This is a genomic window from Streptomyces sp. NPDC050085, from assembly GCF_044460595.1.
In the GTDB taxonomy this organism is placed as follows: domain Bacteria; phylum Actinomycetota; class Actinomycetes; order Streptomycetales; family Streptomycetaceae; genus Streptomyces.
This window is the reverse complement of record NZ_JBITJZ010000007.1, coordinates 309,619-335,696: the sequence shown is the minus strand read 5'-3', so window position 1 is coordinate 335,696 and position 26,078 is coordinate 309,619. Positions and strand designations below refer to the sequence as shown.

Sequence of the window (26,078 nt, the reverse complement as noted above, 5' to 3'; positions counted from 1 at the left end):
AAACCGACTCCCGTGCGGCCGATGTCAGCCGTTCGGCAGGATCACGGCCCGCCCGTTGATCTTGCCGTCGTGCAGCAGCTCGTACGCGTGCGGCGCCTCGTCGAGCGAGAACGTCTCGGTGTGCACGGAGACGGCGCCGGCCCGCGCCAGGTCGAGGACCTCGATGAGCTCGCCGCGGCTGCCCCAGTAGGGAGCGGTGACGCTGACCTCGAAGTTCGTCGCACCGAAGCCGACCGGCAGGGTGCCGCCGCCGATGCCGACGATGGTCACGTCGCCCTCGATCGCGGCGACGGCGCCCGCGGTCTCGACGGTGGGCTGCACGCCGACGAAGTCGAAGACGGCCTCGGCGCCGCGCCCGCCGGTCAGTTCGCGCACCTTCGCGGCGGCACCGGCGTCCGACAGGATCGCCTCGTGGGCGCCGACGGTGCGGGCGAGGGCGAGCTTGTCCTCGGTGACGTCGAGGGCGACGACGCGGGCGGCGGTCATCGCACGCAGCAGCTGGATGGCGACGTGACCGAGGCCGCCGGTGCCGATGACGACGGCGGTCGAGCCGGGCACCAGCTTGGGCAGCGAGCGCTTGATGGCGTGGTACGGGGTCAGGCCCGCGTCGGTGAGCGGCACGGTGGCGATGGGGTCGAGGCCGTCGATGGGCACGAGGTGGCGCGGGTCGTCGACGATCATGTACTCGGCCATGGAGCCGGGGGCGCCCAGCCCGGGCGGACGGATGCCGAGCTCGTCGGCGCGCAGGCAGTAGTTCTCCTTGCCCTGCGCGCAGTTGGCGCAGGTGCCGCAGCCCCAGGGGCCGTACACGGCGACGGAGTCACCCTCCTTGAGACCGGTCACCCCCGCACCGAGGGCGGCGACCGTGCCGACGCCTTCGTGGCCGAGGGTCAGCGGCAGCTCGTACGGGAAGGACTCGGCGGGCCAGCTCATGACGGCGATGTCGGAGTGGCAGACGCCGGCGGCGGTGACCTTCAGGAGGACCTGCCCCGGGCCGGGCTCCGGATCGGGAACGGTGACGACCTCGGGTGCTGCCCCGACGGTCCGGTACTGAAGTGCCTTCATGGCTCGACTCCTTCGTCGCTCTCGCGGACCCCCGCCCCTCCACCGTAACCCCGTCACGTCCCAACGGGACACATGTCTCGGTGGGACATGCGTCACGAGACAAAAAAGGACCCCGACCGTACGGGGGAGAACGGTCGGGGCCTTGCGCATAAGTTTAACAGCGAACCAACCGTGCTCCGTACACAGCTTCGGATCCGACCCCGTGAGGTCGGACACATGGGCGGAACAGCCGCACATGCCGCGTTCCCGCACTGCCCATAGGGTGACAAAAGCCAGATGTCGCAGCCCCTCGGTTCCGGGAGCACTCGTGGTCGAGCCGCAGTCCGTCCTCACCCCGCCCGCGAAGGCCGCGGTCTTCCTCGTGGTCACCGTCGCGCCCGGCGGCGAGGACGCCGTCCGCGCCACGCTCGGGGACCTGGCCGGGCTCACGCGATCGGTCGCCTTCCGCTCCCCCGACGACGGCCTGACCTGTGTCACCGGCATCGGCTCGACGGCCTGGGACCGCCTCTTCGCGGGGCCGAGACCGCGCGAGCTGCACCCCTTCCAGGCGCTGGCCGGCCCCCGCCATCTGGCCCCGGCCACCCCGGGCGACCTGCTGTTCCATCTGCGGGCGCGGCGCATGGACCTCTGCTTCGAGCTGGCCCGGCTGATCGTCGGCCGGCTCGGGTCCGCCGTCACCGTCGTCGACGAGGTCCACGGCTTCACGTACTTCGACGAGCGCGATCTGCTCGGCTTCGTCGACGGCAGCGAGAACCCGACCGGGCGGGCGGCCGCGGCCGCCGTGCACATCGGCGACGAGGACCCGGCCTTCCGCGGGGGCAGCTACGTGATCGTGCAGAAGTACGTGCACGACATGGCGGCCTGGGAGGCGCTCTCCTCGGACGAGCAGGAGAAGGTGATCGGCCGCACGAAGACGGCCAACGTCGAGCTAGCCGATGACGTGAAGCCCGCGAACTCGCACGTCGCGCTGAACACGATCGTCGACGAGGACGGCACCGAGCGGCAGATCCTGCGCGAGAACATGCCGTTCGGCAGCCTCGGGAGCGGCGAGTTCGGCACGTACTTCATCGGCTACGCGCGTACGCCGGACGTGACCGAGCGGATGCTGCGCAACATGTTCCTCGGCGATCCGCCCGGTACCCACGACCGCATCCTCGACTTCTCGACGGCGTTGACGGGGTGCCTCTTCCACGTGCCGAGCGCCGACTTCCTCGACGACCTGCCCGACCCGCCGTCCGCCGACACCGCCGCCGTCCGCGTCGGGTCGCTGGGCATCGGCAGCCTCAAAGGAGCCTGAGCCATGAGTACGAACCTGCACCGGGAACTCGCCCCGATCACGCCCGCCGCCTGGGCCGAGATCGAGGAGGAGGCGGCGCGCACGTTCCAGCGCCACGTGGCGGGGCGGCGCGTCGTCGACGTCACGGGTCCCGGCGGCGCCGAGCTCGCCGCCGTCGGCACCGGGCACCTCGCGGACATCACGCCGCCCGCGCCCGGCGTGACGGCGCGGCTGCGCGGGGTGCAGCCGCTGGTGGAGCTGCGCGTGCCGTTCACCGTGAGCCGCGAGGCCGTCGACGACGTGGAGCGCGGGGCGCAGGACTCCGACTGGCAGCCGGTGAAGGATGCCGCCCGCGCCATGGCGTTCGCCGAGGACCAGGCGGTCTTCGACGGGTACGAGGCCGCGGGCATCGCCGGTCTGCGGGCCCGCTCCTCGAACCCGGTGCTGAGCCTGCCCGCGGAGCCGCGCGACTACCCCGACACCGTCAGCCGCGCCCTCACCGCGCTGCGTCTGGCGGGAGTCGACGGTCCGTACGCGCTGCTGCTGGGCGCGGACGCGTACACCGCGGTCAGCGAAACCTCCGACCACGGCTACCCGATCGCGAACCACCTGAGCCGCATCCTCGACGGCGAGCTGATCTGGGCCCCGGCGCTGAACGGCGCGTGCGTCCTGTCCACCCGCGGCGGCGACTTCGAGCTGCGGCTCGGCGAGGACCTGGCGATCGGGTACACGGCGCACGACGGGAGCGGCATCGAGCTGTACTTCCACCAGACGCTGACGTTCCTGCCGTACACGGACGAGGCCGTGGTGGCGCTGCAGGTGTAAGCCCGCTCACGGACAGGCCCTCAGGGACGCGCGAGGCGTTCAACTGCCTTGACCACGTGGCCCGTTCCGTCCTGCGTGGCGATGCGCGCGGCGAGGTCAGGCGCACCGGGGGACGCATCCGACGCCTTGGGGGACGGCACGATTCCGGTCGCGCGCGTGATCCGATCCCGGCCGCGTCGATGCCGCCGCGGCCCTCCCCGCATCCGCCCGAGCTGAGCCGATGCCCGAAGACGTCCCCGTGTGCGAACAGCACCGGCCACATGCGCCGTACGGAGGAACTGGCCGGTCTTCCCGTCGACCCGATAGATGCCGGGGGCATCCAATGGCGAGAGGGCGGAACAATCCGCTCCGCGCACACGAACGAGTACTGCGAGGCGATCCGATCCATGACCCAGTCCACGACGGAACCGGCCCGCCAGGACCCCGACCCCCACACCCCGATCCCCTTCCCCCAGGACCGCGCCTGCCCCTACCACCCGCCCACCGCGTACGCGCCGCTGCGCGAGGCGGGCCCGCTGGGCCGCGTCACCCTCTACGACGGCCGCGAGGTCTGGGTCGTCACCGGGCACACGCTCGCCCGCGAACTGCTCACCGACCCACGGCTGTCATCCGTGCGCGAGCACCCCGGCTTCCCGTCGCCGACCGAGCGGTTCGCGAAGGTGCGCACGCGACGGGTGGCGCTGCTCGGCGTCGACGACCCCGAGCACAACGCCCAGCGCCGCATGCTGATCCCGAGCTTCTCGCTGAAGCGGATCTCCGCGCTGCGCCCGCAGATCCAGCGGACCGTGGACGGCCTCCTCGACGCGATGGAGCGCCAGGGCCCGCCGGCGGAACTGGTCGGGACATTCGCCCTGCCGGTGCCGTCGATGGTGATCTGCGCCCTGCTCGGCGTCCCGTACACCGACCACGACTTCTTCGAATCGGCCTCGCGACGGCTGCTGCGCGGTCCCGCGGTCGCGGACGTGGAGCGCGCGAGGGACGAACTCGAGGGCTACCTGGGCGACTTGATCGACCGCAAGCGACACACTCCGGGCGACGGTCTGCTCGACGAGCTGATCCACCGCGAGGGGGCGGACGGACAGCCGCTGTCGCGCGACGAGCTGATCGCGTTCGCGGTGATCCTGCTCGTCGCCGGGCACGAGACGACGGCGAACATGATCTCCCTCGGTACGTTCACGCTGCTGCGCCACCCCGAGCAGCTGGCGGCGCTGCGGGCGGGCGACACCACGACGGCGGTCGCCGTCGAGGAGCTGCTGCGGTTCCTGTCGATCGCGGACGGCCTGCTGCGGGTGGCGACCGAGGACATCGAGGTGGCCGGGCAGCGGATCCGGGACGGGGAGGGCGTCGTGTTCTCCACGTCGCTCGTCAACCGGGACGGCGAGGCGTTCGCGGCGCCCGCGCGCCTCGACTGGGACCGCTCGGCGCGCCACCATCTCGCGTTCGGCTTCGGCATCCACCAGTGCCTGGGCCAGAACCTGGCCCGCGCCGAGCTGGAGATCGCGCTCAGCACCCTCTTCGCGCGACTGCCGGGGCTGCGGCTCGCGGCGCCCGCCGACGAGATCCCGTTCAAGCCGGGCGACACGATCCAGGGCATGCTCGAACTGCCCGTGGGGTGGTGAGCGCCGTGCGGATCGAGATCGACAAGGAGCGGTGCGTGGGCGCGGGCATGTGTGCGCTGACGGCGCCGGACGTGTTCACGCAGGACGACGACGGCTTCAGCGAGGTGCTCCCCGGCCGCGCCGAGCGGGCCGGGGAGCACCCCTTGGTCCAGGAGGCGGTGCGGGCCTGCCCGGTGGGCGCGGTGTCCCTCGCCGAGGGCTGATCCGGGCCCCTCAGACGTGCGGCACCACGGCGACCGGGCACGGTGCGTGGTGCAGCACGGCGTGGGCGACGGAGCCGATGCGGGCGCCTACGGCGGTGCGGCGGGCGCGGCGCCCGACGACCAGCAGTTGGGCCTGCGGGGCCACGGACAGCAGGACCTGGCCCGCGCTGCCGATCTCGACGTGCTCGACGACGGGCACGTCGGGGAAGCGCTCGCGCCACGGGGCGAGGGCCTCGGCGAGGGCCTTCTTCTCGTACGGTTCGAGGCCGCCGGACTCGTCGAGGAGCTCGAGCGAGGCAGGGCTGTAGGCGAAGACGGGCGGCAGGCTCCAGGCGCGCACCGCCCGCACCCTCGCGCCGCGGGCGGCCGCGGTGGTGAAGGCGAACTCCAGGGCGGCGGCGCTGTCCTGCGGTTCGCCCTCCTGTCCGACGACCACGTCGTGCCCCGCTGCCTCGGCGCTCGGCTTGTCGCCCGCGCGCACGAGGACGACGGGCCGCTCGGTGCCCGCGATGACCTGCTGGCCGACGGAGCCGAGCAGGAAACCGACGAGCGGGCCGTGGCCGCGCGAGCCGAGCGCGAGCAGCTCGGCGTCCGCGGCCGCCTGGAGGAGGGCGGGTGCGGCCGCGTCGTCGTCGAGGACGTCGGTGGTGACCGCGAGCCCCTGATGGTGCTCGGCGATCTCCTGCTCGGCGTCGGCGAGGAGGTCACGGGCCCACTGCGCCCGGGCGTCGTCGTCGGCGGCGAGCGCGAGCGCCTCGGGCGCGGGGGTGCCCACGTGCACCAGGCGCAGCGGCAGGCCGCGCCGCACGGCCTCGCGCGCCGCCCAGGCGGCCGCGGCCGCGCTCTCGGGTGATCCGTCCACTCCCGCGGTGATCGGCCGGGTCATGGCCCCTCCTCCTGGTCGGCTGTCGGGCGGTCACCTTCGATCTTGCCTCACTTCGCCGGTCGTCCGCCCGCGCCCCCGGCCCGCTTGTCGGCGCGCAGGTACGCGGACCAGCCGCCCGGCGGCCGCTCCCCCACTTCGAGGCCGCGCAGCCGGGCGAGGACCGCGGGGTCCTGCGCGTCGAGCCAGTCGACGAACTGCCTGAAGGAGACGAGGCGTACGTCCTTCTGGTCGGCGATCCGCTTCAGCGCGGCCTCGACGGCGTCCATGTAGATGCCGCCGTTCCACTCCTCGAAGTGGTTGCCGATGAAGAACGGGGCGCGGTTCGTCTCGTACGCGCGCCGGAAGCCGGCCAGATAGGACTGCGTGGCCTGGGTGCGCCAGCCCGGGTAGTTGTAGGACGGTGCCCGCGTCGAGTTCTTCGACTGGTTGGCGAGGATGTTGTAGTCCATCGACAGGACCTCGAAGCTGTGGCCGGGGAACGGGATGCCCTGGAGCGGCAGGTCCCAGACGCCCTGCTTCTTGTCCGGCCAGCGCTGCAGGCCGCCGGGCGAGGAGGCGTCGTAGCGCCAGCCGAGTTCGCGGGCGACGGGCAGCAGGTTCTCCTGGCCGAGCAGGCAGGGGGTGCGGCCGCCGACGAGTTCCTTGTCGTAGTCGAAGGGCAGCGACGGGTGGTCGTGCCAACCGGTGTTGGTCCGCCAGGACTTGACGAACGCCCTGGCCTGCTCGATCTCGCTGCGCCACTGGGCGGCGCTCCAGTTGCCGACGGATCCGGAGCCGCCGCAGAAGTGGCCGTTGAAGTGCGTGCCGATCTCGTGGCCGTCGAGCCAGGCCTCGTGGACGTACTTCAGCGTCTCCTTGACGTGGGCGTCGGTGAGGTAGCCGATGTCGGAGGCGCCGACGGGGTTGTTCGGCGGGCGGTACAGGCGCTTCTTCGATTCGGGCAGGAGGTAGAGGCCCGAGAGGAAGAACGTCATGTGGACGTTGTACTGGCGGGCGAGTTCCAGGAAGCGGGGGAACAGGCCGTTGCCGACCTCGCCCGCGCCGTCCCAGGAGAAGACCACGAACTGCGGCGGCTGCTGGCCGACTTCGAGCGGGACCGGGGCGTCCGGCTGACGGGGCTGCTTGCCCGTGTACGCGGTGGAGCCGTCGCCGATCAGCCGGGGCGGGGCCTTGCGCGGCGGGGCGGCGGGCCGGTCGGGGTGGTGCCCGGGGCCCGCCGGGGGCCGGCCCTGCTCCTCGCCGCCGCATCCGGCGAGCGTCGTGGCCGCCGCCGCACCGAGACCGATCCCGAGACCCAGACGCGCCGCGCCTCTGCGGCTGATTCCACTCATGGACATCCCAACCCGCGCCGGGTGAGGGCGCGTTGTGTGTCCCCCCATACGGACATCGACCCCCGCACCGTAGGACCGATAAACCGACAAATGGCTGATTTGACTCGGCGTGCCGCGTAAAAGGCTCGCCAAGCGCAGGGCAACGGTCCGTCGTGGCGCGGTCAGTCCTCGCCGGCCTCGCCGGCCTCGCCGACGATCTTTCCCGGGTTGAACAGGTCCAGCGGGTCGAGGGTCCGCTTGACCGCCCGCTGCAACGCGCAGACGGCGGGGCCGAGTTCGCTGCGCATGCCGCCGCGCTTGAGCAGGCCCACGCCGTGCTCGCCGGTGACGGTGCCGCCCGCGGCGATGGCCGCGTCCAGCAGTTCCTCGAAGGCGGCCTGCGCGGCGACGCGGGCCGCGTCGTCGCCGGGCCCGGTGATCAGCAGGGGGTGCAGATTGCCGTCCCCCGCGTGCGCGATGGTGGCGATGCGCACGCCGTGCCGGCGGCCGGTCTCCTCGATGACGGCGAGCATCCCGGGACCGCCGAGCGGGGCACGCACAGGTCCTCGGTGAGAACGGGGCCGAGCCGTTCGAGCGCGGGATACGCGAGGCGTCGTACGGCGAACAGGGCCTCGGCCTCGACCGCGTCGGTGGACCGCTGCGCCCACAGCGCCCCGGCCTCCTCGAAGGCGCCGGCGATGGCGTCGGCCTCGGCGGCGCCCGTGTCGCACTGCGTGTCGACGCGGGCCGGCAGCAGAGCGCGCGCCGAGGGCTCGATGCCGAGGTGCTTCCAGTTCTCCACGGCCTCCATGCAGGCCCGGTCGAGGAGTTCGAGGGCGGCGGGTTCGAGCCCGCGGTGGGGGCCGGGCGCAGTCGCAGGGTGATCTCGGCGATGACGCCGAAGGTGCCCTCGGAACCGGTGAACAGGCTCGTCAGGTCGTAGGGCGTGTCCGCAAAGTCCCTTCTGCCGTCCGGGCGGACGAAGGGACTTTGCGGACACGCCCTAGCCGCTGACGCCCTTGGTGGTGCGCCGGCCGATCCTGACCCGGCTGCCGTACTCCCCCGCCGGGCCGCCCATGACGGCTTCGAGGCCGAGGACGTGGTCCCGGGTGACGCCGCACTTGAGGCAGCACAGGCCGCCCGCGTTCGTCGCCACGTTGCCGCCGATCGTCGACCAGGGGGCGCTGGCCGGGTCGGGCGGGTACCACAGGCCGTGCTCGGCGACGGCGGCCTTCAAGTCGTCGTTGACAACGCCGGGTTGGACCACGGCGAGGAGGTTCTCGGTGTCGATCTCCAGGACGCGGTTCATCCGCGACACGTCGAGGACGACGCAGCCGTCGACGGCGTTGGCCCGCCCGACAGGCCCGTGCCCGCGCCGCGCGTGACGACGGGGATCCGCCGGGCGGCGCACGCCCGGACCACGTCCTGCACCTCTTCGACGGTGCCCGCACGCACCGCGGCGAGCGGCCGGCCCGCCGGCGCCCACTCCGCCTCGTCGCGGCCGAGCGCGGCGAGCACGTCCGGATCGGTGACCAGGGTGCTGCCGGGGAGCAGGGACGCCAGTGAACGCGCCGCACCTGCTGTGTCCTGCGTGTTGATGTCGTACCTCCTGAACGGGCGGGCATGACCGGCGAGTTCCCGGGTAATTGCCGAACACCATGATGGAACGAGGCTTGATGCCGGCGTACGGCACGGGAGGGACGGTGGAGACCACCATGAGCGGGACGGACGTCACTGCGGACAGGACCCGGACCACGGTTGGTGAGACATCGCTGCACGACATCCCGGACCCCACACAGGTGGCACCGCTGGACGCGCGGGAATTGTCCCGGCACTTCTTCCGGCGGCTCGCCGAACTCGAGGAGGGCACCGAGGAGTACCAGTACACCCGCAACACCCTGATCGAGATGAACATGTCGCTGGTCCGCTTCGCGGCGGGGCGCTTCCGGCACCGCAGCGACGACATGGAGGACATCGTCCAGGTCGGGATGATCGGTCTGATCAAGGCGATCGACCGGTTCGAGATCTCGCGCGAGGTCGAGTTCACTTCCTTCGTGCTGCCGTACATCACCGGCGAGATCAAGCGGTTCTTCCGGGACACGACCTGGGCCGTGCACGTGCCGCGGCGGCTGCAGGAGCTGCGGCTCGAACTCGCCAAGGCGCGCGAGGAGTTGTGCAGCCGGCTCGACCGGGAGCCGACGACCGCGGAGCTGAGCGCACTGATGGACCTGCCGGAGTCGGAGGTCGTCCAGGCCCAGCTGGCCTCGAACGGGTACACGTCCGCGTCCCTCGACGCGGCCCTGACCGGTGACAACGGCCAGGACGGCGAGTCGGTGCTGGCCGACTTCATCGGCGTACAGGACGAGGCGATGGAGCTGGTGGAGGACTTTCAGGCGCTCGCCCCGCTGGTGGCCGAACTGCCGGAGCGGGACCGGCAGTTGCTGCACCTGCGGTTCGTGGAGGAGCTGACCCAGTCGGAGATCGGCGAGCGGCTCGGCTATTCGCAGATGCACGTCTCGCGGCTCATCAAGCAGCTCATCACCCGGCTGAAGTCCGGGATGCTGGCGGGCACCGACGCCCTGTAGCGAAGGCCGTCCGGGCGGTCCTCACGCGGACAGCGTGAGGACCGCCCGGACGCGTTTGCCGACGGGCACCCGCTCGACGGTGACCTCGGCGAGCGCGTCCACGATCTCCAGGCCGTGCCCGCCGATGCGGGCCGGATCGCGCGGGTAGCGCAGGGGGACGGTGGCACTGCTGTCGTAGACGGTGACGGCGATCTGCCGCGCCGTCCCCTCCAGCTCCAGGACGTAGGGTCCCGCGCTGTGCCGGTCCGCGTTCGTGACCAGTTCACTGACGACCAGGAGCACCTCGCCGACCGCGCCGCGCGCGACACCGACGCACCACTCCTGCGCGAGCTGGGCCAGGAACGTCTCGGCGAAGGCCCGGGCCTGCGCGATGCAGCCCGCCTCGCCGGAATAGTGCGTCACCCGACGCAACGGCTCGACCGGCGTGTCGCAGTCCGCCCCCATCACAGTCCCGTCCGCATACTCCGTCATCCGTGTCTCTTTCGCCCGGGCCCCTGACCGATCGGGCCCTCGCAGCCATGCTGATACCCCGGGGCGTGCGGTCCAGTCTTGTGAGCTCTGCGAGTGACTGTCGTATCTTCCGCTCGTTTGAGGGACAACAGCCGTCACGTCCCTGACACGGAAGTCGCCGAGCACATGCCGATCCTCCAGCGCGGCCGAGCGCCGCGACGCACGCAGATAGCGACCGACCGGGTCGAAGCCGCCCTGGTCGAGCAGTACACCGGGCTCGTACGCCTGGCCTACCTCACGCTTCCCGCCTCCCTGTCCCGGCACCGCCGGGTGCTCGTCGCGCATGCCGCGGCCCAGCGCGCGCTGCCCGCGGCGCGTGCCGCGCTGCTGCCGCGCCCGCGCGGTCCCGAGCCCGGCGCGGGCGCACCCGAGGACGCGCTGCGGGTACGCGTGCTGCGAGCCGCGCTGTCCGCCGCGCACCGCCCGTCCGGCTGGCCCGCGGCGCTGCCGCCACCGCGCACCGTGCTGCCCCGGCTGCCGGTGGTGTGGGGGCTGCGGGTGTTCCCGCGGGCCGGCGGCGCCGAGGAGATCGCGCTCGGGCAGGCGCTGGCCGAGGCCTCGGCCCCGGCGAGGGCGGCGTTCGTGCTCCTGCACGTCGACGGCTTCGCCGCCGGACACGTGACCCAGTTGCTGGGCGCGGCCGGTGTCTCGGATCCCGGGCAGGCCCTCGACGAGGCCGCCGGTCTCGACGCCGCGGCCGGTCCGGCCGCCGAAGCGCTGCTGCGCTCCCAGGAGTTCGACGCCTGCTCGGTGCAGACGCGGCCCACGGATCTGGTGCGGCGTCGGCGGCGCAGGCGCCTGGGCGGGTGCGTGGCCGCCCTGGCCGTGGCAACCGCGGGCGCGCTCGTCGTCCTCCCGGACCGGGGCTCCGAGGACCAGCCGATGGCACGGCCCCGCACGACGGCCGCGGGAATCCTCGACGCCGACCGGCTGACCCGGGCCGGCGCCGACGAGTGGGCCGACACCTCCCGCGTCGACTTCACGGTGTGGCCCGCGCGGGGCGAGCGCAGCAGCGACGGCGCGCTGCTGGCGCGGGCACTCGACGCCTGGGCCGCGCCGTCGGACGGCGTGCGCGTGACGGCGACGCCGGGCACCGCGGTGGACGCACCGCCGCGCGCGCCCCAGCTGCTGTTCGCCGGGGACCTCGACGGGCGTGCGGTGGTGCTGCTGAGCGACGGCGACCGGCTGGCCCGGTACGGCGAGGCGGACGACGGGCGCACGGCCACGCTCGACCTGGCCCGCGTCGACGACGCGGACGTCACCACGGCGGCCGCGGTGACCCTGTCCCGCACGGACGGCAGGGCCCGCTACCTGCTGGCGCCGTGGGTCGCCGACGCCACCACGCGCGATCTGCTGCGCCCGGACACTCCGGGGCGCCCGCTGCACGTGTCGCGGGACGGTGTGAGCGACGCCGTCCCGGTGGCCGCTGCGGGCTGCGACCGGCGTCCGGTGCTGCAACTGCGGTCCTCGTCGCGGATCGTGGAGCACCACGCGTTCCTGGTGATGGATCTCGGCGGGCTCTCCCCGGTGCACCTCACGTACACCCCGCTGCCCGGTCACGGCACGCCCCCGCCGCGTCAGCCGCGCGAGGCGACGAGCAGCGGCGCGCTGCTGGCCTGGGCGCGGACCGCGTGCCTGGTCGAGCCGTGGCGCGGCGGTTCGGTGCGTGCCGTGAACACCTGGGACTTCGCCGAACAGACCTTCCCGGAGGGCGGCGGCCATGCGGTGTGGTCGTGTGCCCGCGCCTCCACGTGGCGCGGCCCCGGCAACGTGGCCCTGCTGCTGCGCCCTGCCTCCGCCTCGGTCACCGAGCCGGCCCGCGTCGTCGGACGGGCGAAGGACACGGCCGCCTGCAGCCGGTTCGGGCAGCACGTGGTGGCGTCCGCCCGGTGGAGGTCGCCCCAGGGGCACTGGTACCTCGTCGCGGCGGGCAGCCGCGCGGTCACCCGGATCTCGTGGAACGGGGCGGTCGACGGCGTGCGGCCCGGGCGCACCGTCGCCGTGCGGGCGCCGGAGGAGGGGGCGGTGCGGGTGACGGCGCGCCTGGCCGGCGGGGAGTCGTTGGCCGAGGTCGGGCCCTGACGCGGCTGGGCCCTCGTCCCGGGAGAAGGTTCTCCAGGGGCGAGGGCCCAGCCGGTGTGCACCTGGTTCAGCCGGATCCGTCACCGTCCCCGGCGACCACCAGGAACGCGTCCGACTCGATGTCCATCACGACCTTCACGGAGCGTCCCTGCGCGCGGATCCGCGCGGCATACTCTTCCGCCGGCCAGGACCCGCGGGGCGCTCCCGCGGGAAATCGTCGCAACACCTTCGCCTGCATAGCGGCGACACCTCCACACCCTCGACACCGTACGGACGTCCCCGCCCGGTGACCGTTCTTCGTCCCTGTCGTTCGGATGCCCGCTGACCGGGTCGGCATGCGCACGACCGGGTGACAGGTGCATCCGCCTGCGGTCCGCTCCCGGAAAGCTTGAGGAAGTGTCCGTGTCCCCTCCCCGTCCCCTCCCCCGGCCAGGAGTGATTCCGTGCGTGTCCGCGTCGTCCTGTTCACCTCCGACCTGCGCGTCCATGACCATCCGCCGCTGCGCGCGGCCCTGGACGCCTCCGACGCGGTGGTGCCGCTGTTCGTCCGGGACACGGGCATCGCGGCGGCGGGTTTCGTCGCCCCGAACCGCGAGGCGTTCCTCGCGGACTGCCTGCGGGACCTCGACGCGGCGCTGCGCCTGCGCGGCGGACGGCTCGTGGTCCGCACCGGGGACGTGGCCGAGGAGGTCGCGAAGGTCGTGACCGAGACGGACGCCTGCGCCGTGCACCTGGCCGGCGGGGTCAGCACGTACGCGCGGCGGCGCGAGGACCGGCTGCGTGCGGGGCTGCACGGGATCGGCTGCGAGGTGGTCGCCCACGACGCGGTGATCACCTGTGTGCCGCCCGGGGCGATCACCCCGGCGGCGGGCGACCACTTCGCCGTCTTCACCCCGTACCACCGGCACTGGGCCGGACGTCCGCTGCGCAGGGTGGGCCGGGCGCCGCGGGCCGTCACGGTGCCCGCCGGTGTCGGCTCCGAACCGCTGCCGGAGCGTGCCGCCGTGCCCGGGGTGTCACCGGGTCTCGCCGAGGGCGGCGAACGGGCGGGCCGGGCGCGGCTCAGCGCCTGGCTGCGCTCCGGGATCACCGCGTACGAGGACGGCCACGACGACCTGGCGGGCGATGCGACGTCCCGGCTCTCCCCGCATCTGCACTTCGGCACGGTCGGCCCCGTCGAGGCGGTGCACCGGGCGCGGTCCGTGGGCGGACCGGGCGCCGAGGCGTTCGTACGGCAGCTGGCCTGGCGGGACTTCCACCATCAGGTGCTGGCCGCCCGCCCGGCCGCGGCGCACGCCGACTACCGGGGCAAGGGCGACCGGTGGCGTTCGGAGCGGACCGCAGGGCGGGACATCGAGGCGTGGCGCGAGGGGCGTACGGGATATCCGGTGGTGGACGCGGCGATGCGGCAGCTGCGGCACGAGGGGTGGATGCACAACCGGGGCCGCCTGCTGACGGCGAGTTTCCTCACGAAGACGCTGTACGTCGACTGGCGGGTCGGGGCCCGGCACTTCCTGGACCTCCTCGTGGACGGGGACGTCGCGGACAACCAGTTGAACTGGCAGTGGATGGCGGGCACCGGCACGGACAGCCGTCCCAACCGGGTCCTCAATCCGGTGGCCCAGGCCAAGCGCTACGACCCGGACGGCGCGTACGTACGCCGTTGGGTGCCGGAGCTGGCGGGCCTCGCGGGGCCCGCGGTGCACGAGCCGTGGAAGCTGACGGGCCTGGACCGGGCGGCGTACGACTACGTGGAGCCCGTGGTCGAACTGGCCGAGGGACTCGACCGGTTCAGGCGGGCGCGGGGCCTTGACTGAGCTCGGGGTAGAGGCGCTCGATGCGGGCCAGCGCCTGGGGCAGCGTCGGCGGACGCTGCGCGCCGCTCACGGTGCGGCCCGCCCAGCCGGGTCCGCCGAGCAGCACGGTGGGCCCGCCGCGGGCGCCCCGCACGCCCCACCGGGCGTCGCTGAGGTGCCGGGCCAACGGCACGCTCGCCGTCGACCGGGCCTGCGCCCACAGGACGACGACGCGCGGCCCGGTCCTGCGGACGGCCGCGGCGACCGCCTCGACGGGCACCGCCGCCCCGAACATGCGGTGCGGCAGGCCGCGTTCGTCGAGCGCCGCGCCGAGCGCCTCCAGGGGCAGCACGTGCTGCTCGGCCGGTACGCAGGCCAGCACCAGCGGGGGTGCGGCCACCGGGGCGTCGGCGGTGGGGCCGCGGTGCAGGGTGCGGGAGATCTGCCAGGACAGCAGGTGCTCGACCTCGACGTAACGGTCGCCCGCCTCCTCCCACTTGCGGCCGATCGCGTGCAGCACCGGCACCATGACGTGCTGCCACGCCTCGACCAGGCCGTGCTCGGCCACCGCCTGCGCGAGGAGCTGCTGCACGGTGGGGACGTCGAGCCGGGTCGCGGCGCGGGCGAGGCCGCGTCGCTGCCGCTCGAGACCGGCCTCGGACGGAGCGGGCCGCTCGTCGCGCTGCCGGGGCACGGTCGCCTCGCCCAGGTCCTGGCGCTTGCGGGCGAGGTGTGCGGCCTGGGCGGGCGGCAGGCCCGTCGAGGTGAGCCGGCACATCTCCTCGACGGCCGCGACGTCCGCCTCGGACCAGCGCCTGTGGTGTCCCGCGGACCGCACCGCGGGTCCCAGGCCGTAGCGGCGGTCCCAGGTGCGCAGCGTCGTCGGTGACACTCCGAGACGCCGCGCGAGGGCCCCGGTGGTGACCCCCGATTCCACCGCTGCCGCGCTGTCCGGACCGTCCTGCCCCATGTCCATCGGCTCACGATACGACGCACGAACGATGCGGGTTGCCGGGCGACCGCGCGGGTTCTCAAGATGTCCGGTCCGTGGTCGAAGCCGGGGGCGGGCCGTCCGATTCCGATCGGTCGAGGTCATGTCCGCAGGTGTGCAAGGGAGTTGACAGGAAGCCGATGAGCACTGGGGTCCTGCCGGGTGCCGGCGAGCCGCCCGTGGCGCACGACGCGGTGGACGGCGCACGCCTGACCGAGCTTTACCGGGCCTCGGCGCCCTTGGTCCTCCGGCTCGCCCGGCGGGCCCTGGGTGACGGGCGTGACGCGGAGGACCTCATGCAGCAGGTGTTCCTCGCCGCGTGGCGCGGCCAGGCGGGCTACCGGCCCGAACGGGGCCCGGTCGGCGCGTGGTTGACGGGGATCGCCCGGCACCACATCGCCGACGCACTGGCCGCGCGCGCCCGCGGTTCGGCGCTGCTCGAGCGGGCCGCCGCCACCTGCGCGGCGCCGGTGGAGGAGGCCACGGAGTCGGCGCTCGACCGGGTCCTGGTGACGCAGGAGCTGGCCCGGCTGCCGGCGCCGCAGCGCACGGTGCTGTGGCTCGCGTTCTACGAGGACCTGACGCATCCGCAGATCGCGCGACGCACGGGCTGGCCGCTGGGCACGGTCAAGAGCCATGCCCGGCGGGGCATGCTCCAGTTGCGCACGCGACTGCGACGGTACGGCGCTGATCGCGAAATCGGCGCATCCGTCCGGGCCCGTGCTCCCGAAGTACGGGGCAGCCTCGTCTGAACCCCGCTCCGCACGGACGGCAGGCCGGCCCGGACCCTGCCGCCTCCTCGTCCTCGACGGAGTCGGCGCCGCCGAGGCCCGTCGCCGTGGCCGGCACCGGCTGTCCGGCCGGCCACGGCGACACAGTTCCAGGGGCGTGCCGGGCGGCGCCCGGTTAGGGTCCTGATCATGAATGCCCGTTCCGTCCAGATCCGTGAGCTGCCCGAGTCCGACATCGAGCGGGCCCTCGCGCTCGCCTATCTCGTCTTCCACGAGTCGCCCGAGGACGACCGGAAGAAGCACCATCGCGAGACGCTGGGCGACTTCCTGCGGATCGGTGCCTACGACGGGGACGAGCTCGTGGGGTTCGCCGGGGCGCATCCCTTCACGGTGTCCGTGCCCGGCGGAGCGGACCTGTCCTGTCCCGGCCTGACGTTCGTCTCGGTGGCGCCGACGCACCGCCGCCGCGGGGTGCTGTCGGGGATGATCGCCGAGCTGTTCGCGCGCTGCGCGGACCAGGGCGCGCCGCTGGTGGCGCTCTGGGCGTCGGAGGCGTCGATCTACGGCCGGTTCGGCTTCGGCCCCGGTACGTACGGCGGGAGCGTGGAGATCGACTCGCGGCGTCCGCTGGCGCTGCGCATCGCGCCCGACGAGCGACCGATGCGGCTGGTCGGCGTGGACGCCGCGCCCGCCGTCCTCGGCCCGTACTTCGAGGGCACGCGCGCGCACCGGGCGGGCCGCCAGGTGCGTACGGAGAACTGGTGGCGCGAGGAGTGGCTGGTCGAGAAGGACGAGGAGGACGACGACCTGTCGCCGCCGCGCGTGGTGACGCTGGGTGATCCGCTCGCGGGCTACGCGGTCTACCGCACCAAGGGCGGCGACGAGGACGAGCGCACGCCGGGCGTGGTCCGGGTCGACGACCTGGAGGCCGACGGTCCCGCCGAGGCCGCGGCCCTGTGGTCGTACCTCACGGCGATCGACCTGACGGGGCGGGTGCGGGCCTGGGGCCGGCCGCTGGACGACCCGCTGCTGCTGTTCGCGACGGACCGGGACCAGGTGCGGGTCACGGAGTCGTTCCCCGGGCTTTGGGTGCGCCTGGTCGACGCGGCGGCCGCGCTCGCGGCGCGGTCGTGGGCGGCGCCGGTGGACGTGGTGCTCGCGGTGCGCGACGCCCAGGTACCGGCGAACGACGGCACGTTCCGGCTGACGGCGTCGCCGGACGGCTTCTCCTACGGCCGTACGACCGATGCTCCCGATCTGTCCCTGGAGGCGCGCGATCTGGCGACGGCCTACATGGGGGCGACGCCGGTGCGGGCGCTGGTGGCGGCGGGTGTGGTCACCGAGCACACGCAGGGCGCGGCGTCGATGCTCGACGCCGCGCTGTTCACGGAGCTACTGCCGCACACGGTCGACGAGTTCTGAACTCCCGCGGCCGTTCAGGGAGTTCAGCAGCTCATCTTCCAGGTGTGGGAGTCGCCGCTGTCGTTGCCCCAGGAGTCGTAGGGGATCTCCTGGCCGGGCGAGAGACAGACGGTGCCGAGTCCGATCCAGCCCTTGTTCTCGTAGACCTGGACGTGGTCCTTGATGCCGGGGCCCGAGATGCCGTGGTTGGCCCAGGAGGAGTCCTCGTCCTGGATGCCGGGCTCCCAGTCGCCGTCGTCGCCCGACCAGTTCCAGCGCTGGCCCGTGTAGTTGGCGTCGGTCCAGGCGCAGAACTCGCCGCTGGGGCACTGGGCGGCGTACGCGGTGGTGGTGACCGCGGCGCCGCCGAGGGTGAGGGCGGCCGCGGTCAGCAGGGCGAGGCGGTGCTTCAGGGTCATGGGTCTCCTTGCCGGTGATGGTGATGGCGCGGGTGATGATGCGGTGTCAGCGGTGGTCGGTGGTGCGCAGCACTCGGGCGGACGCCTCGAATGCGTGGGCGCGCAGGCGGCGCCATTCGGTGAGGTCGCCGCGGTGGCCCGCGCGCACGGACGCGAGGCTGCGGTGGCGGTAGGCGGCTTCGGGCTTGAGGTTGTTGACGACGGTCGACACCTCGAACCAGCGCTTCTCGTCGCCGTAGAGCGTCCGCTGCGCCGCCGCGAGACAGCCGTCGGTGTGGGCGCGTACGGGCACGCCGTTGGCGAGCGTCAGGGACAGTTCGGCCGGCGGGCGGCCGAACAGGGCGTCGGCGACGCGCTGTTGCCGTGCCGCGCTCACCGGCTGCTGTCCGGGCCGGGGCGGGGTGAGGCCCTGGCGGGTCAGGCAGCGGTCGGTGAGGACGAGTTGGGCGGCCCTGATGGTGTCGTCGGGGGACAGGGCGGGCCCGGCGGGCTGCCGGGCGCACCCGGTGAGCAGGAGCAGGCCCGTCACGAGGGCGAGCGCCCACGGTCGTGGTCGTGTGTGCACGGTCGGTCAGCCCGGCTCGCATCCCATCTTGTTGTCGGCGACGCCGTCGATCTTCTGCGCCCACTCCCAGTTCTCGGAGTAGTCGTCGCGCCGGATCTCCCGGTACAGGCAGTTGGAGACGGTGTAGCTGATGGCGTAGACGCTGTCGCCGACGCGGGACTCGAAGGAGTAGGCGTGGCGCTGCGTGCCGTTCTCCGCCTCGGCGTAGCCGGGCGGGGCGTAGCACCAGGCCTGGCCGTGCTGGCCGGCTTCGGTCCAGAAGCAGACCTGGCCCGGCCCTTCGGGCGCCTGGGCGGCGGAGGCGAAGGACGCCGCGGGTGCGAGCGTCGCGGCGGCGGCGAGGAGGGTGAGGGCGGTGGCGGTCGTGCGTTTCATTGAGGCGGCCCCGATGCGATCGTCACTACTGTGCGTGACCACACTCCCCCGGCGTTCACGGAGGTACGCGCCGCTTCACTCGTGTCGGTTACTAGTCATGACTGTCATACGGGGGCGGCGACCCGTGCGGCGGCGCGGGCCATGCGCAGGGCGTCCACGGACTCGGCGAGGAGTTCGTACTCGGTGGTGTCGTCCCGGGTGGCGACGCGCACGAGCCGGCCGCCCGCCAACTCCTCGGCGACGCGCTCCTGTTGGGCGGTGTCGGCGCACCAGGCGCGCAGCAGTGTCGGCACGTCGGGGGTGTCGGCGCCGACCGGCATCAGGGCGCCTTCGGGCACGTGCGCGACCCCGGGTTGCGGATCGAGCCGTTCGGCGATCCAGGTGGCGCGGTCGCGCAGCCACCACAGGGCGAGGGGCAGCGTGGGGGCGCGATAGGTGCCGAGCGGAACTCCGACGCGCTGCCCGCCGCAGATTCCGTATGCGGTGACGTGGCACAGGAATTCGTCGTGCACGATCTCCCCCATTGCCCGGCGCCTTTGCACGGCGACTGGTCAGCAATTGATCAGCGATCGGTCCCAACGGCGCGGAAGATCACGGGAATTGATCCACGGCCCGCCGCCTTCGAACAAAGTTCAACCGTCCCACCTGTCGAGTATCGACACTTCGCACCCTCTGTCACCATGCTTTTCGCGCCAGTCTCCTGGCATATTCGAGCGTTCCGTTGGCCGAAATCCGGCCGGTCGGCGAAACTGCACCCCATGCGCTCACACGACGTACTCATCGACGGCTACGGCCGCATTCAGGAAGAAGTGCATGCCGTCGTCGACGGACTTTCCGTGGACGATCTCCACGTACGCCCGGGTGGTGAAGGGAATTCCCTCGCCTGGCTGATCTGGCATCTCACGCGGGTCCAGGACGACCACGTGGCGGACGCGGCGGAGATCGAGCAGGTGTGGCCGAACCGGGGCTGGGCCGACCGGTTCGGTCTCGCGCTGCCGGTGGACGACACGGGCTACGGGCACACGTCCGAGCAGGTCGGACAGGTGAAGGTCGCCTCGGGCGAGCTGCTGACCGGGTACTACGACGCGGTGCACGCGCAGACGCTGGCCTTTATCGAGGGCCTCGAGGACGCCGATCTGGACCGGGTCGTGGACGAGCGCTGGGATCCGCCGGTGACGCTCGGGGTGCGGCTCGTCAGCGTGCTGTCGGACGACCTGCAGCACGTGGGCCAGGCGGCCTACGTGCGGGGTCTGCTCTGACGTTCAGGACGTACGCCCAGGACACACGTTCAGGACAGGCGCTCAGGACAGGCGTTCCTGTAGACGCACGGTGACGGTGTCGCCCTCGCCCTTGCCGATCGCGCGCCGCACGTCCGCCTTCACCGGCAGCTTGTGGCGGCCGTCGCCGAGCGCCATGAAGGAGCTGCGGAAGGGGTGCCCGTCGACGGTGCCGCGCACCTTGACCAGGCCGCGGGTGCCGAAGAACGCGGCCGCCTCCGGCCAGACGACATAGGTCCATCCGCCCGGGTTCGGGCTCTTTTCCAGGACGGCGCTGAACTCCTTGTTCAGCGCCGCTCCCGCGTCGGGCTTCGTTGTCATGGCGACCTCCATACGGCTACGGCACAGCTACGACCCTGACGGACGCCGGAACTCATCGCATCCGCAGGAGGTGCCGGTGCCTCCAGAGGTCTTGACAACTCGATTGGTCTGGACCAGCTTTGGCGCACAGCGGTGGCCACCGTTCACCTTCGCTCCCCACCTCTCCCCCGGAGGCACCCCCGTGGACCGTGCACGTCATGGCAGACCCGGCGCACGCCGCCGCATGGCCGCCGCACTCGCCGTCACCTCGGTGGCGGCGCTCGGCGTCACCGCACTCGCCGCTCCCGCCCAGGCGGCGGACGTCAACGTCGCCAAGAACGCCGGCTTCGAGGCCGACCTGAGCAACTGGACCTGCAGCGCGGGCAGCGGCGCGATCGTCTCCTCGCCGGTGCACGGCGGCGCCAAGGCGTTGCGGGGCACCCCGGCGGGCCAGGACAACGCGCAGTGCACCCAGACCGTCGCGGTCAAGCCCAACTCGACGTACACGCTGAGCAGTTGGGTGCAGGGCGGGTACGCCTACCTCGGTGCGAGCGGCACCGGCACCACCGACGTGTCCACCTGGACCCCGGGCAGCTCCTCCTGGCAACAGCTCACCACCAGCTTCAAGACCGGCGCCGGCACGACGTCGGTGACGGTCTACACGCACGGCTGGTACGGGCAGAGTCCTTACTACGTCGACGACGTGAGCGTCTTCGGACCCGACGGGGGCGGCGGCACCGACCCGGTGCAGATACCCGCCGTGCCCACGGGCCTCGCCGCGGGTGCGACCACGTCCTCGTCCGTCGACCTGTCCTGGACGCCCGTCTCCACGGCGAGCGGCTACAACGTCTACCGGGACGGCGCGAAGGTCGCCTCGGTCACCGGGTCGTCGGCCACGGTCACGGGCCTGACGGCGAACACCTCGTACAGCTTCCAGGTGAGTGCCACGAACGCGGCGGGCGAGTCCGCCAAGTCGGCGGCGGTGACGGCGAAGACGGCCACGTCCGGGGGCGGCGGGGGCGGCGGGGCCGTGCCCAAGCACGCGCTGACCGGCTACTGGCAGAACTTCGACAACGGCGCGACGGTGCAGAAGCTGCGGGACGTCTCGTCCCAGTACGACATCATCGCGGTGTCGTTCGCGGACGCCACGACGACGCCGGGGCAGATCACCTTCAACCTGGACCCGGCGGTCGGCTACGCCTCCGCCGCCGACTTCAAGGCCGACATCGCCGCGAAGCACACCGCGGGCAAGTCCGTGATCCTGTCGGTCGGCGGTGAGAAGGGCAGCATCTCCGTCACCAGCGACACCTCCGCGACGGCGTTCGCGAACAGCGCGTACGCGCTCATGCAGGAGTACGGGTTCGACGGCGTCGACATCGACCTGGAGAACGGCCTCAACTCGACGTACATGACGAAGGCGCTGCGCCAGCTGTCGCAGAAGGCCGGCCCGAAGCTGGTGCTCACGATGGCGCCGCAGACCATCGACATGCAGTCGACGTCGGGCGAGTACTTCAAGACCGCGCTGAACGTGAAGGACATCCTCACGGTCGTCAACATGCAGTACTACAACAGCGGTTCGATGCTGGGCTGTGACGGCAAGGTGTACAGCCAGGGCTCGGTCGACTTCCTGACCGCCCTCGCCTGCATCCAGCTGGAGGGCGGTCTCGACCCGTCGCAGGTCGGGCTCGGCGTCCCGGCGTCGACGCGTGGCGCGGGCAGCGGTTACGTGGACCCGTCGGTCGTGAACAACGCGCTCGACTGCCTGGCCCGCGGCACCGGCTGCGGCTCCTTCAAGCCCGCCAAGACGTATCCGGGGCTGCGCGGCGCGATGACCTGGTCGACGAACTGGGACGCGACGGCGGGCAGCGCCTGGTCCAACTCGGTCGGCCCGAAGGTGCACGCGCTGCCGTAGCGGCGCCGGGTCACGTCAGCAGGCTCAACAGATGGGCGCAGGCCGCCTGTTCGGTGGGGTGTGCGGAGATCGGTCGGTGCGTACCGCGTTCGTACGCACCGGTCTCCCACGCCCCGTCGGGCGTCCTGCGCAGGTACAGGAAGTCCGGGGGCGTGGGGGCGGGTTCGTGGACGGACTCGATCCAGTAGTACGCGGCGGGCACACCCGCGCGGCGCAGCGCGTCGTCCAGTTCGCGTCCGTCCATCGCGGTGACTCCCTTACGCGGCGGGTTCGAGGTAGTCGTGCTCGAGCAGCCACTTCACGTTGAGGCGCTGCCCCTCGCCGGGGTTGAGGAACACGGCGTCGAGCTTGATCTGCTGCCCGCCGCCCGGCTGCTCGAACCAGGGGGCGATGGGGCCCTGCCAGACGAAGAACGGCTTCTCGACGACGTACGCGTGGTAGTCGCAAGGGAAGGCGGCGTCACGGGTGTTGAGGTTCTGCGGGGGCAGGGCGCGCTTCTTGTACGCGTCACCGGCCGGGGCCAGGTAGGCGCCGTACTCGGAGCCGAAGCGGTCCAGCGCCTCGCCGGGCTCCAGCTCGGTGGGCCTGCGGTCCACCTGGCCGTTGGTCGAGGTGAAACCGTCGTTCGGCGGGTACTTCCAGGAGCCGGTGTCCGCGGGGCCCTCCCAGTACTTCTTGAGGAACGCCTGCGGGCCGAGGGTGCCGGTGCGGTGGTAGCCCTTGAGGAGCGGGCCGACCGGGGCCTGCGGCTTGGCGGGCAGGTACTTCGGGCCGAGGCGGGCGTCGCCGTGGTACTCGCCGGTGCAGGGCGCGTGGGCCGCGGCGGGTGCGGAGGTGTCCGCGGCGGCCACGGACGGAGCGGCGGCGACCGTCAGCGCCGCGCCCATGGCGGCCAGGATTGTACGTAAAGGCTTCACTCGGAGCTCTCCCGGTGACTAGACAACTGGGTGACTGGGTGCCATGAGGTGCACGCGCAAGGTGATCCTGCGGTGCCGGGAGAGCGTATGGGGGGCCGGTGCGCGCGTCGGCGACATCCGGCCACCCCTGAGCGGCCTGGTCAGCCGCCCATGAAGAGCATCGTGCCGTCGGGCCCCAGGGCCTCGACGCGGGCGCCGTGTTCGACGGTGCGGCTGACCGTGCAGTACTTCTCGTGCGTGAGGCGGATGCCGCGTTCGAGGGTCTCGGCGGCGGCGGTGTCCCCGTCGGGCAGGGCGAGTTCGTAGGAGATGCGGACGGCGCCGACGCGGCCGTCGTCCTCGGGCCGTGCGACCGACTCGACGACGATGCGCAGGTCGTCGTGGTCGACGGTGCGGGCGGTGCGGTCGACGACGAGGCCGCCGCAGCCGCCGAGCGCGGCGAGGAGGAGTTCGACGGGGGTGAAGGAGGGCTGCGCGCCCGCGGAGTCGGCGGGGGCGATGCGGACCTCGGCGCCGCGGTCGTTGCGGGCGGTCCAGTCGCGGTCGCCGTTGCGGGTGGTCTCGATGCGGTAGTCGGCCATGGCGGAACCGTAGCCAGCTCCTGCCGCCGCACCCGGCAAGGGCGCCCCGGCGTGTGTCAGGGAGCGCAGCCTCTCAGGGTGCCTGCTGCACGTCGCCGCGGGTGGTCGAGGCGACCGGGTCGCCGTGCGCGAAGTCGCCGGGCGGGATGCCCGGGTGGTGCCCGGCCGGAGGCGTCGCGGCCGCCCTGTCCGGGCCCAGGGTGAGGCGGGAGACGATGCGGTAGCGGTCGCCGCGGTACAGCGAGTGGACGTACTCGACGGGCTGCCCCGACGTGTCCGAGGTGAGCCGCTCGAAGAGCAGCGCGGGGGACAGCTCGGGGACGTCGAGGAGGTCGGCCTCGGCGCGGGTGACGACGGTCGGCTCGATGGCCTGGACGGCTTCGCGGACGTGAACGTCATGGTGGTCGCGCAGATGCGCGTACAGGTCGCCCGCCTCCAGTTCCTGGGCGCTCAGGCCGGGGACGAGGTCGGCGCGGATGTGCAGGTGCTCGATGGCCATCGGCGCGCCGTCGACGAGCCGGAGCCGGGCCACGTACACGATCTTCGCCGCAGGTGACAGACGTAGTTTGCGGCCGACTCGGGCGCCCGCCTGGATGGTGGTGAACTCCAGGAGCCGGCTGGACCAGGCCCCCGCGGCCTGCGGGACGGCCAGCGCCTGGTCCTGCGAGACGAGTTCCTGGGTGATCTTCTGCGGGGCGACGAACATGCCGCGGCCGTGTTCGCGTACGAGAAGCCCTGCGGCCACGAGTTCATCGACGGCCGCGCGCAGCGTGGGCCGGGAGACGCCGAGGCGGGCGCACAGGGTCCGCTCGGAGGGGATCGGGTCGCCGGGGTGCTGCGACTCGATGAGTTCGAGGATGTGGTCGCGCACCCGCTCGCGCTTGAGCACCGCCCCCGGCGCCCCCTCGTTCGCTCCCTCGCTCGCGTCCGCGCTCACTTCCGCGTTCATTCCGTGCTCACGTCCGCCCCCTCATGGCACCCGACCAGTTACCTAACCAGTTGACCACGGGACCCGCGTGATCGACAACTCTCCTGTTTTTCCTGGGGGGTTGACGTGCCCATTGGTCTATGCCACCTTTCTCCACCATCAGAGGTCACCTGACCAGTTCATCAACTGGTCAGGTCCGGCGCCCCAGAGGTGAACCGTGAAGCTCCGCTTGCTCGCCGGTGTGTCCGCGCTCGTCGCGGTCGCCGGGCTCAGTGCCTGTAGTTCGTCCGGCTCCGACGACGGAGACCCGGGGAGCGGCGGGAAGACCGCCATCGACGTGTGGCTGATGCGTGACAGCGTGTCGGACGCCTTCCAGAAGGAGTTCGAGAAGGGCTTCGAGGCCGCCCACCCGGACATCGACGTACGCGTCCAGGTCCAGGAGTGGGACGGCATCGGGGAGAAGGTCACGGCCGCGCTCGCCAGCAACGACGCGCCCGACGTCATCGAGACCGGCAACACGCAGGTCGCCCAACTCGCGCAGAGCGGCGGCCTGTTGGACCTGAGCGACAAGGTCGACGAGCTCGGCGGCAAGGACTGGCTCAAGGGCCTCGCCGAGCCGGGGGCGTGGGACGGCAAGCAGTACGGCATCCCGTACTACGCGGCGAACCGGGTCGTCATCTACCGCAAGGACCTCTTCGCGAAGGCCGGCGTCGACGCCTCCGCCATCAAGACGCGCGAGCAGTGGATCGCCGCCACGCGCAAGCTCAACAAGGGCGCCGAGCAGGGGATCTACCTGCCCGGGCAGAACTGGTACACCCTCGCCGGGTTCGTCTGGGACGAGGGCGGCGACCTCGCCACCAAGTCCGGGGATACGTGGAAGGGCACTCTGGACACGCCCGAGGCGCTGCGCGGCATGGAGTTCTACCAGCGGCTGCAGGCGCTCGGGAAGGGCCCGAAGGACTCCGACGAGGCACAGCCGCCGCAGGCCGAGGTGATGGCCAAGGGGCAGGTGGCGCAGGTCGTCAGCACGCCGGGCGGCGCCAACGTCGTCCTCCAGAACAACCCCGCGCTGAAGGGCAAGTTGGGGTTCTTCCCCATCCCGGGCAAGACCGCCGCGACGCCCGGCGCGGTGTTCATCGGCGGTTCGGACCTGGTCGTACCGACCGTGTCGCAGCACCACGACGCCGCGTACACGTTCATCAAGGAGCTGACCGGCGACGCCTGGCAGAAGAAGCTCGCCGTCGCGATGAGCTACGTACCGAACAAGACGACGCTCGCGAGCGCGGTCTCCGGGGATCCGGGCGCGGCCGCGATGGCGGTCGGCGCGCCGGTGGGGCACGCGACGCCGAACACGCCGGGCTGGGCGGCCGTCGAGGCCAAGAACCCGATCAAGGACTACATGACGGCGGTCCTCGCGGGCGGCGATCCGGCGCGGGAGGCGAAGAAGGCGTCCGAGGCGATCACCTCGGCGATGAACTCCGGCTCCTGATCCCCCTTCCCCAGCGCCGGCTTCCCCCCTGCTGA

The 26,078-nt window shown here is 72.6% G+C and carries 27 protein-coding genes and 2 pseudogenes; 12 read left to right on the top strand and 17 right to left on the bottom strand.

Going from position 1 to position 26,078, the window contains the following annotated elements:
* Nucleotides 1-24: 24 nt before the first annotated feature.
* Nucleotides 25-1,065: an NAD(P)-dependent alcohol dehydrogenase gene (locus ACIBUY_RS26820; protein ID WP_399153956.1), complete on the bottom strand. Its 1,041-nt coding sequence runs from the start codon at nucleotides 1,063-1,065 to the stop codon at nucleotides 25-27.
* 307 nt (nucleotides 1,066-1,372) lie between these two features.
* Here ACIBUY_RS26820 and ACIBUY_RS26815 point away from each other — a divergent pair, with 307 nt between their 5' ends.
* From ACIBUY_RS26815 to ACIBUY_RS26800, 4 genes are all read left to right on the top strand, one after another.
* Entirely contained in the window at nucleotides 1,373-2,362 is a 990-nt protein-coding gene (locus ACIBUY_RS26815; RefSeq protein WP_365565834.1) for a Dyp-type peroxidase, read from the top strand.
* Between the two features lie 3 nt (nucleotides 2,363-2,365).
* A complete protein-coding gene (locus tag ACIBUY_RS26810) occupies nucleotides 2,366-3,166 on the top strand; it encodes a family 1 encapsulin nanocompartment shell protein (protein ID WP_399153955.1) in 801 nt (266 codons plus the stop codon).
* Between the two features lie 386 nt (nucleotides 3,167-3,552).
* Nucleotides 3,553-4,785: a cytochrome P450 gene (locus ACIBUY_RS26805; protein WP_399153954.1), complete on the top strand. Its 1,233-nt coding sequence runs from the start codon at nucleotides 3,553-3,555 to the stop codon at nucleotides 4,783-4,785.
* Between the two features lie 5 nt (nucleotides 4,786-4,790).
* Entirely contained in the window at nucleotides 4,791-4,988 is a 198-nt protein-coding gene (locus ACIBUY_RS26800) for a ferredoxin (protein ID WP_365565837.1), read from the top strand.
* 10 nt (nucleotides 4,989-4,998) lie between these two features.
* Here the strand turns inward: ACIBUY_RS26800 and ACIBUY_RS26795 are convergent, their stop codons facing one another.
* From ACIBUY_RS26795 to ACIBUY_RS26780, 4 genes and pseudogenes are all read right to left on the bottom strand, one after another.
* Complete coding sequence (locus ACIBUY_RS26795) at nucleotides 4,999-5,874, bottom strand: universal stress protein (protein ID WP_365565839.1); 876 nt, start codon at nucleotides 5,872-5,874, stop codon at nucleotides 4,999-5,001.
* A gap of 47 nt (nucleotides 5,875-5,921) precedes the next feature.
* Nucleotides 5,922-7,205 (bottom strand): hypothetical protein, encoded by a 1,284-nt coding sequence (locus ACIBUY_RS26790; RefSeq protein ID WP_365565841.1) that lies wholly within the window; start codon nucleotides 7,203-7,205, stop codon nucleotides 5,922-5,924.
* A gap of 161 nt (nucleotides 7,206-7,366) precedes the next feature.
* Nucleotides 7,367-7,995, bottom strand: a pseudogene (locus tag ACIBUY_RS26785) (FAD-binding oxidoreductase).
* Between the two features lie 192 nt (nucleotides 7,996-8,187).
* A pseudogene (locus ACIBUY_RS26780) lies at nucleotides 8,188-8,606 on the bottom strand (FAD-binding oxidoreductase).
* A gap of 293 nt (nucleotides 8,607-8,899) precedes the next feature.
* Between ACIBUY_RS26780 and ACIBUY_RS26775 the strand changes: the two are divergent.
* On the top strand, nucleotides 8,900-9,769 hold the full coding sequence (locus ACIBUY_RS26775; protein ID WP_365565843.1) for a SigB/SigF/SigG family RNA polymerase sigma factor: 870 nt from the start codon (nucleotides 8,900-8,902) through the stop codon (nucleotides 9,767-9,769).
* 21 nt (nucleotides 9,770-9,790) lie between these two features.
* Here the strand turns inward: ACIBUY_RS26775 and ACIBUY_RS26770 are convergent, their stop codons facing one another.
* Nucleotides 9,791-10,240, bottom strand: coding sequence for an ATP-binding protein (locus ACIBUY_RS26770; protein ID WP_365565844.1), 450 nt, complete (start codon nucleotides 10,238-10,240; stop codon nucleotides 9,791-9,793).
* 165 nt (nucleotides 10,241-10,405) lie between these two features.
* Between ACIBUY_RS26770 and ACIBUY_RS26765 the strand changes: the two genes are divergently transcribed.
* The gene (locus tag ACIBUY_RS26765) at nucleotides 10,406-12,361 is read left to right on the top strand and encodes a hypothetical protein (protein WP_399154046.1); all 1,956 of its coding nucleotides are present in this window, start codon (nucleotides 10,406-10,408) and stop codon (nucleotides 12,359-12,361) included.
* Nucleotides 12,362-12,428: 67 nt separating this feature from the next.
* Here ACIBUY_RS26765 and ACIBUY_RS26760 read toward each other — a convergent pair whose 3' ends face one another.
* Entirely contained in the window at nucleotides 12,429-12,599 is a 171-nt protein-coding gene (locus tag ACIBUY_RS26760; RefSeq protein WP_365565848.1) for a hypothetical protein, read from the bottom strand.
* Nucleotides 12,600-12,804: 205 nt separating this feature from the next.
* On the opposite strand from ACIBUY_RS26760, the gene ACIBUY_RS26755 reads away from it, so the two are divergent.
* Nucleotides 12,805-14,178 carry a cryptochrome/photolyase family protein gene (locus tag ACIBUY_RS26755; protein WP_399153953.1) on the top strand — a complete coding sequence of 458 codons (1,374 nt, stop codon included), beginning with the start codon at nucleotides 12,805-12,807 and terminating at the stop codon, nucleotides 14,176-14,178.
* Here the strand turns inward: ACIBUY_RS26755 and ACIBUY_RS26750 are convergent.
* A complete protein-coding gene (locus ACIBUY_RS26750) occupies nucleotides 14,153-15,133 on the bottom strand; it encodes a MerR family transcriptional regulator (RefSeq protein WP_399153952.1) in 981 nt (326 codons plus the stop codon). The two genes, ACIBUY_RS26755 and ACIBUY_RS26750, sit on opposite strands and share 26 nt — an antisense overlap.
* Nucleotides 15,134-15,288: 155 nt before the next feature.
* Here ACIBUY_RS26750 and ACIBUY_RS26745 point away from each other — a divergent pair, with 155 nt between their 5' ends.
* Nucleotides 15,289-15,900 carry a sigma-70 family RNA polymerase sigma factor gene (locus tag ACIBUY_RS26745; protein WP_365565854.1) on the top strand — a complete coding sequence of 204 codons (612 nt, stop codon included), beginning with the start codon at nucleotides 15,289-15,291 and terminating at the stop codon, nucleotides 15,898-15,900.
* 168 nt (nucleotides 15,901-16,068) lie between these two features.
* The gene (locus tag ACIBUY_RS26740) at nucleotides 16,069-17,301 is read left to right on the top strand and encodes a GNAT family N-acetyltransferase (protein WP_399153951.1); all 1,233 of its coding nucleotides are present in this window, start codon (nucleotides 16,069-16,071) and stop codon (nucleotides 17,299-17,301) included.
* A gap of 23 nt (nucleotides 17,302-17,324) precedes the next feature.
* Here the strand turns inward: ACIBUY_RS26740 and ACIBUY_RS26735 are convergent, their stop codons facing one another.
* From ACIBUY_RS26735 to ACIBUY_RS26720, 4 genes are all read right to left on the bottom strand, one after another.
* Nucleotides 17,325-17,699, bottom strand: coding sequence for a peptidase inhibitor family I36 protein (locus ACIBUY_RS26735; protein ID WP_365565857.1), 375 nt, complete (start codon nucleotides 17,697-17,699; stop codon nucleotides 17,325-17,327).
* A 46-nt stretch (nucleotides 17,700-17,745) separates the two neighbouring features.
* The gene (locus ACIBUY_RS26730; protein WP_399153950.1) at nucleotides 17,746-18,264 is read right to left on the bottom strand and encodes a hypothetical protein; all 519 of its coding nucleotides are present in this window, start codon (nucleotides 18,262-18,264) and stop codon (nucleotides 17,746-17,748) included.
* Between the two features lie 6 nt (nucleotides 18,265-18,270).
* On the bottom strand, nucleotides 18,271-18,639 hold the full coding sequence (locus ACIBUY_RS26725) for a hypothetical protein (RefSeq protein WP_399153949.1): 369 nt from the start codon (nucleotides 18,637-18,639) through the stop codon (nucleotides 18,271-18,273).
* A 104-nt stretch (nucleotides 18,640-18,743) separates the two neighbouring features.
* On the bottom strand, nucleotides 18,744-19,151 hold the full coding sequence (locus ACIBUY_RS26720) for a hypothetical protein (RefSeq protein WP_365566110.1): 408 nt from the start codon (nucleotides 19,149-19,151) through the stop codon (nucleotides 18,744-18,746).
* A gap of 246 nt (nucleotides 19,152-19,397) precedes the next feature.
* On the opposite strand from ACIBUY_RS26720, the gene ACIBUY_RS26715 reads away from it, so the two are divergent.
* Nucleotides 19,398-19,898 carry a DinB family protein gene (locus ACIBUY_RS26715; protein WP_399153948.1) on the top strand — a complete coding sequence of 167 codons (501 nt, stop codon included), beginning with the start codon at nucleotides 19,398-19,400 and terminating at the stop codon, nucleotides 19,896-19,898.
* A 42-nt stretch (nucleotides 19,899-19,940) separates the two neighbouring features.
* Here the strand turns inward: ACIBUY_RS26715 and ACIBUY_RS26710 are convergent, their stop codons facing one another.
* Nucleotides 19,941-20,237, bottom strand: a complete 297-nt coding sequence (locus ACIBUY_RS26710; RefSeq protein ID WP_365565864.1) for a DUF1905 domain-containing protein — start codon at nucleotides 20,235-20,237, stop codon at nucleotides 19,941-19,943.
* A gap of 223 nt (nucleotides 20,238-20,460) precedes the next feature.
* Here ACIBUY_RS26710 and ACIBUY_RS26705 point away from each other — a divergent pair, with 223 nt between their 5' ends.
* Nucleotides 20,461-22,128 carry a chitinase gene (locus tag ACIBUY_RS26705; protein ID WP_399154045.1) on the top strand — a complete coding sequence of 556 codons (1,668 nt, stop codon included), beginning with the start codon at nucleotides 20,461-20,463 and terminating at the stop codon, nucleotides 22,126-22,128.
* Nucleotides 22,129-22,138: 10 nt separating this feature from the next.
* Here ACIBUY_RS26705 and ACIBUY_RS26700 read toward each other — a convergent pair whose 3' ends face one another.
* From ACIBUY_RS26700 to ACIBUY_RS26685, 4 genes are all read right to left on the bottom strand, one after another.
* Nucleotides 22,139-22,372: a hypothetical protein gene (locus ACIBUY_RS26700; protein ID WP_399153947.1), complete on the bottom strand. Its 234-nt coding sequence runs from the start codon at nucleotides 22,370-22,372 to the stop codon at nucleotides 22,139-22,141.
* A gap of 13 nt (nucleotides 22,373-22,385) precedes the next feature.
* Nucleotides 22,386-23,045, bottom strand: coding sequence for a TNT domain-containing protein (locus tag ACIBUY_RS26695; protein WP_365565867.1), 660 nt, complete (start codon nucleotides 23,043-23,045; stop codon nucleotides 22,386-22,388).
* Between the two features lie 140 nt (nucleotides 23,046-23,185).
* Nucleotides 23,186-23,626 carry an OsmC family protein gene (locus ACIBUY_RS26690; protein WP_365565869.1) on the bottom strand — a complete coding sequence of 147 codons (441 nt, stop codon included), beginning with the start codon at nucleotides 23,624-23,626 and terminating at the stop codon, nucleotides 23,186-23,188.
* A gap of 73 nt (nucleotides 23,627-23,699) precedes the next feature.
* Nucleotides 23,700-24,575: a GntR family transcriptional regulator gene (locus tag ACIBUY_RS26685; RefSeq protein ID WP_399153946.1), complete on the bottom strand. Its 876-nt coding sequence runs from the start codon at nucleotides 24,573-24,575 to the stop codon at nucleotides 23,700-23,702.
* 196 nt (nucleotides 24,576-24,771) lie between these two features.
* On the opposite strand from ACIBUY_RS26685, the gene ACIBUY_RS26680 reads away from it, so the two are divergent.
* The gene (locus ACIBUY_RS26680) at nucleotides 24,772-26,043 is read left to right on the top strand and encodes an extracellular solute-binding protein (RefSeq protein ID WP_399153945.1); all 1,272 of its coding nucleotides are present in this window, start codon (nucleotides 24,772-24,774) and stop codon (nucleotides 26,041-26,043) included.
* Nucleotides 26,044-26,078 lie beyond the last annotated feature (35 nt).

Bases quoted from the DNA above. Each gene is read 5' to 3' on its own strand.
- ACIBUY_RS26700 (WP_399153947.1), bottom strand. From the start codon at position 22,372: ATGGACGGACGCGAACTGGACGACGCGCTGCGCCGCGCGGGTGTGCCC.
- ACIBUY_RS26810 (WP_399153955.1), top strand. From the start codon at position 2,366: ATGAGTACGAACCTGCACCGGGAACTCGCCCCGATCACGCCCGCCGCC.
- ACIBUY_RS26745 (WP_365565854.1), top strand. From the start codon at position 15,289: ATGAGCACTGGGGTCCTGCCGGGTGCCGGCGAGCCGCCCGTGGCGCAC.
- ACIBUY_RS26725 (WP_399153949.1), bottom strand. From the start codon at position 18,639: ATGAAACGCACGACCGCCACCGCCCTCACCCTCCTCGCCGCCGCCGCG.
- ACIBUY_RS26790 (WP_365565841.1), bottom strand. From the start codon at position 7,205: ATGAGTGGAATCAGCCGCAGAGGCGCGGCGCGTCTGGGTCTCGGGATC.
- ACIBUY_RS26770 (WP_365565844.1), bottom strand. From the start codon at position 10,240: ATGACGGAGTATGCGGACGGGACTGTGATGGGGGCGGACTGCGACACG.
- ACIBUY_RS26715 (WP_399153948.1), top strand. From the start codon at position 19,398: ATGCGCTCACACGACGTACTCATCGACGGCTACGGCCGCATTCAGGAA.
- ACIBUY_RS26735 (WP_365565857.1), bottom strand. From the start codon at position 17,699: ATGACCCTGAAGCACCGCCTCGCCCTGCTGACCGCGGCCGCCCTCACC.
- ACIBUY_RS26685 (WP_399153946.1), bottom strand. From the start codon at position 24,575: ATGAACGCGGAAGTGAGCGCGGACGCGAGCGAGGGAGCGAACGAGGGG.
- ACIBUY_RS26795 (WP_365565839.1), bottom strand. From the start codon at position 5,874: ATGACCCGGCCGATCACCGCGGGAGTGGACGGATCACCCGAGAGCGCG.
- ACIBUY_RS26690 (WP_365565869.1), bottom strand. From the start codon at position 23,626: ATGGCCGACTACCGCATCGAGACCACCCGCAACGGCGACCGCGACTGG.
- ACIBUY_RS26820 (WP_399153956.1), bottom strand. From the start codon at position 1,065: ATGAAGGCACTTCAGTACCGGACCGTCGGGGCAGCACCCGAGGTCGTC.
- ACIBUY_RS26760 (WP_365565848.1), bottom strand. From the start codon at position 12,599: ATGCAGGCGAAGGTGTTGCGACGATTTCCCGCGGGAGCGCCCCGCGGG.
- ACIBUY_RS26740 (WP_399153951.1), top strand. From the start codon at position 16,069: ATGAATGCCCGTTCCGTCCAGATCCGTGAGCTGCCCGAGTCCGACATC.
- ACIBUY_RS26805 (WP_399153954.1), top strand. From the start codon at position 3,553: ATGACCCAGTCCACGACGGAACCGGCCCGCCAGGACCCCGACCCCCAC.
- ACIBUY_RS26710 (WP_365565864.1), bottom strand. From the start codon at position 20,237: ATGACAACGAAGCCCGACGCGGGAGCGGCGCTGAACAAGGAGTTCAGC.
- ACIBUY_RS26750 (WP_399153952.1), bottom strand. From the start codon at position 15,133: ATGGACATGGGGCAGGACGGTCCGGACAGCGCGGCAGCGGTGGAATCG.
- ACIBUY_RS26775 (WP_365565843.1), top strand. From the start codon at position 8,900: ATGAGCGGGACGGACGTCACTGCGGACAGGACCCGGACCACGGTTGGT.
- ACIBUY_RS26705 (WP_399154045.1), top strand. From the start codon at position 20,461: ATGGCCGCCGCACTCGCCGTCACCTCGGTGGCGGCGCTCGGCGTCACC.
- ACIBUY_RS26765 (WP_399154046.1), top strand. From the start codon at position 10,406: ATGCCGATCCTCCAGCGCGGCCGAGCGCCGCGACGCACGCAGATAGCG.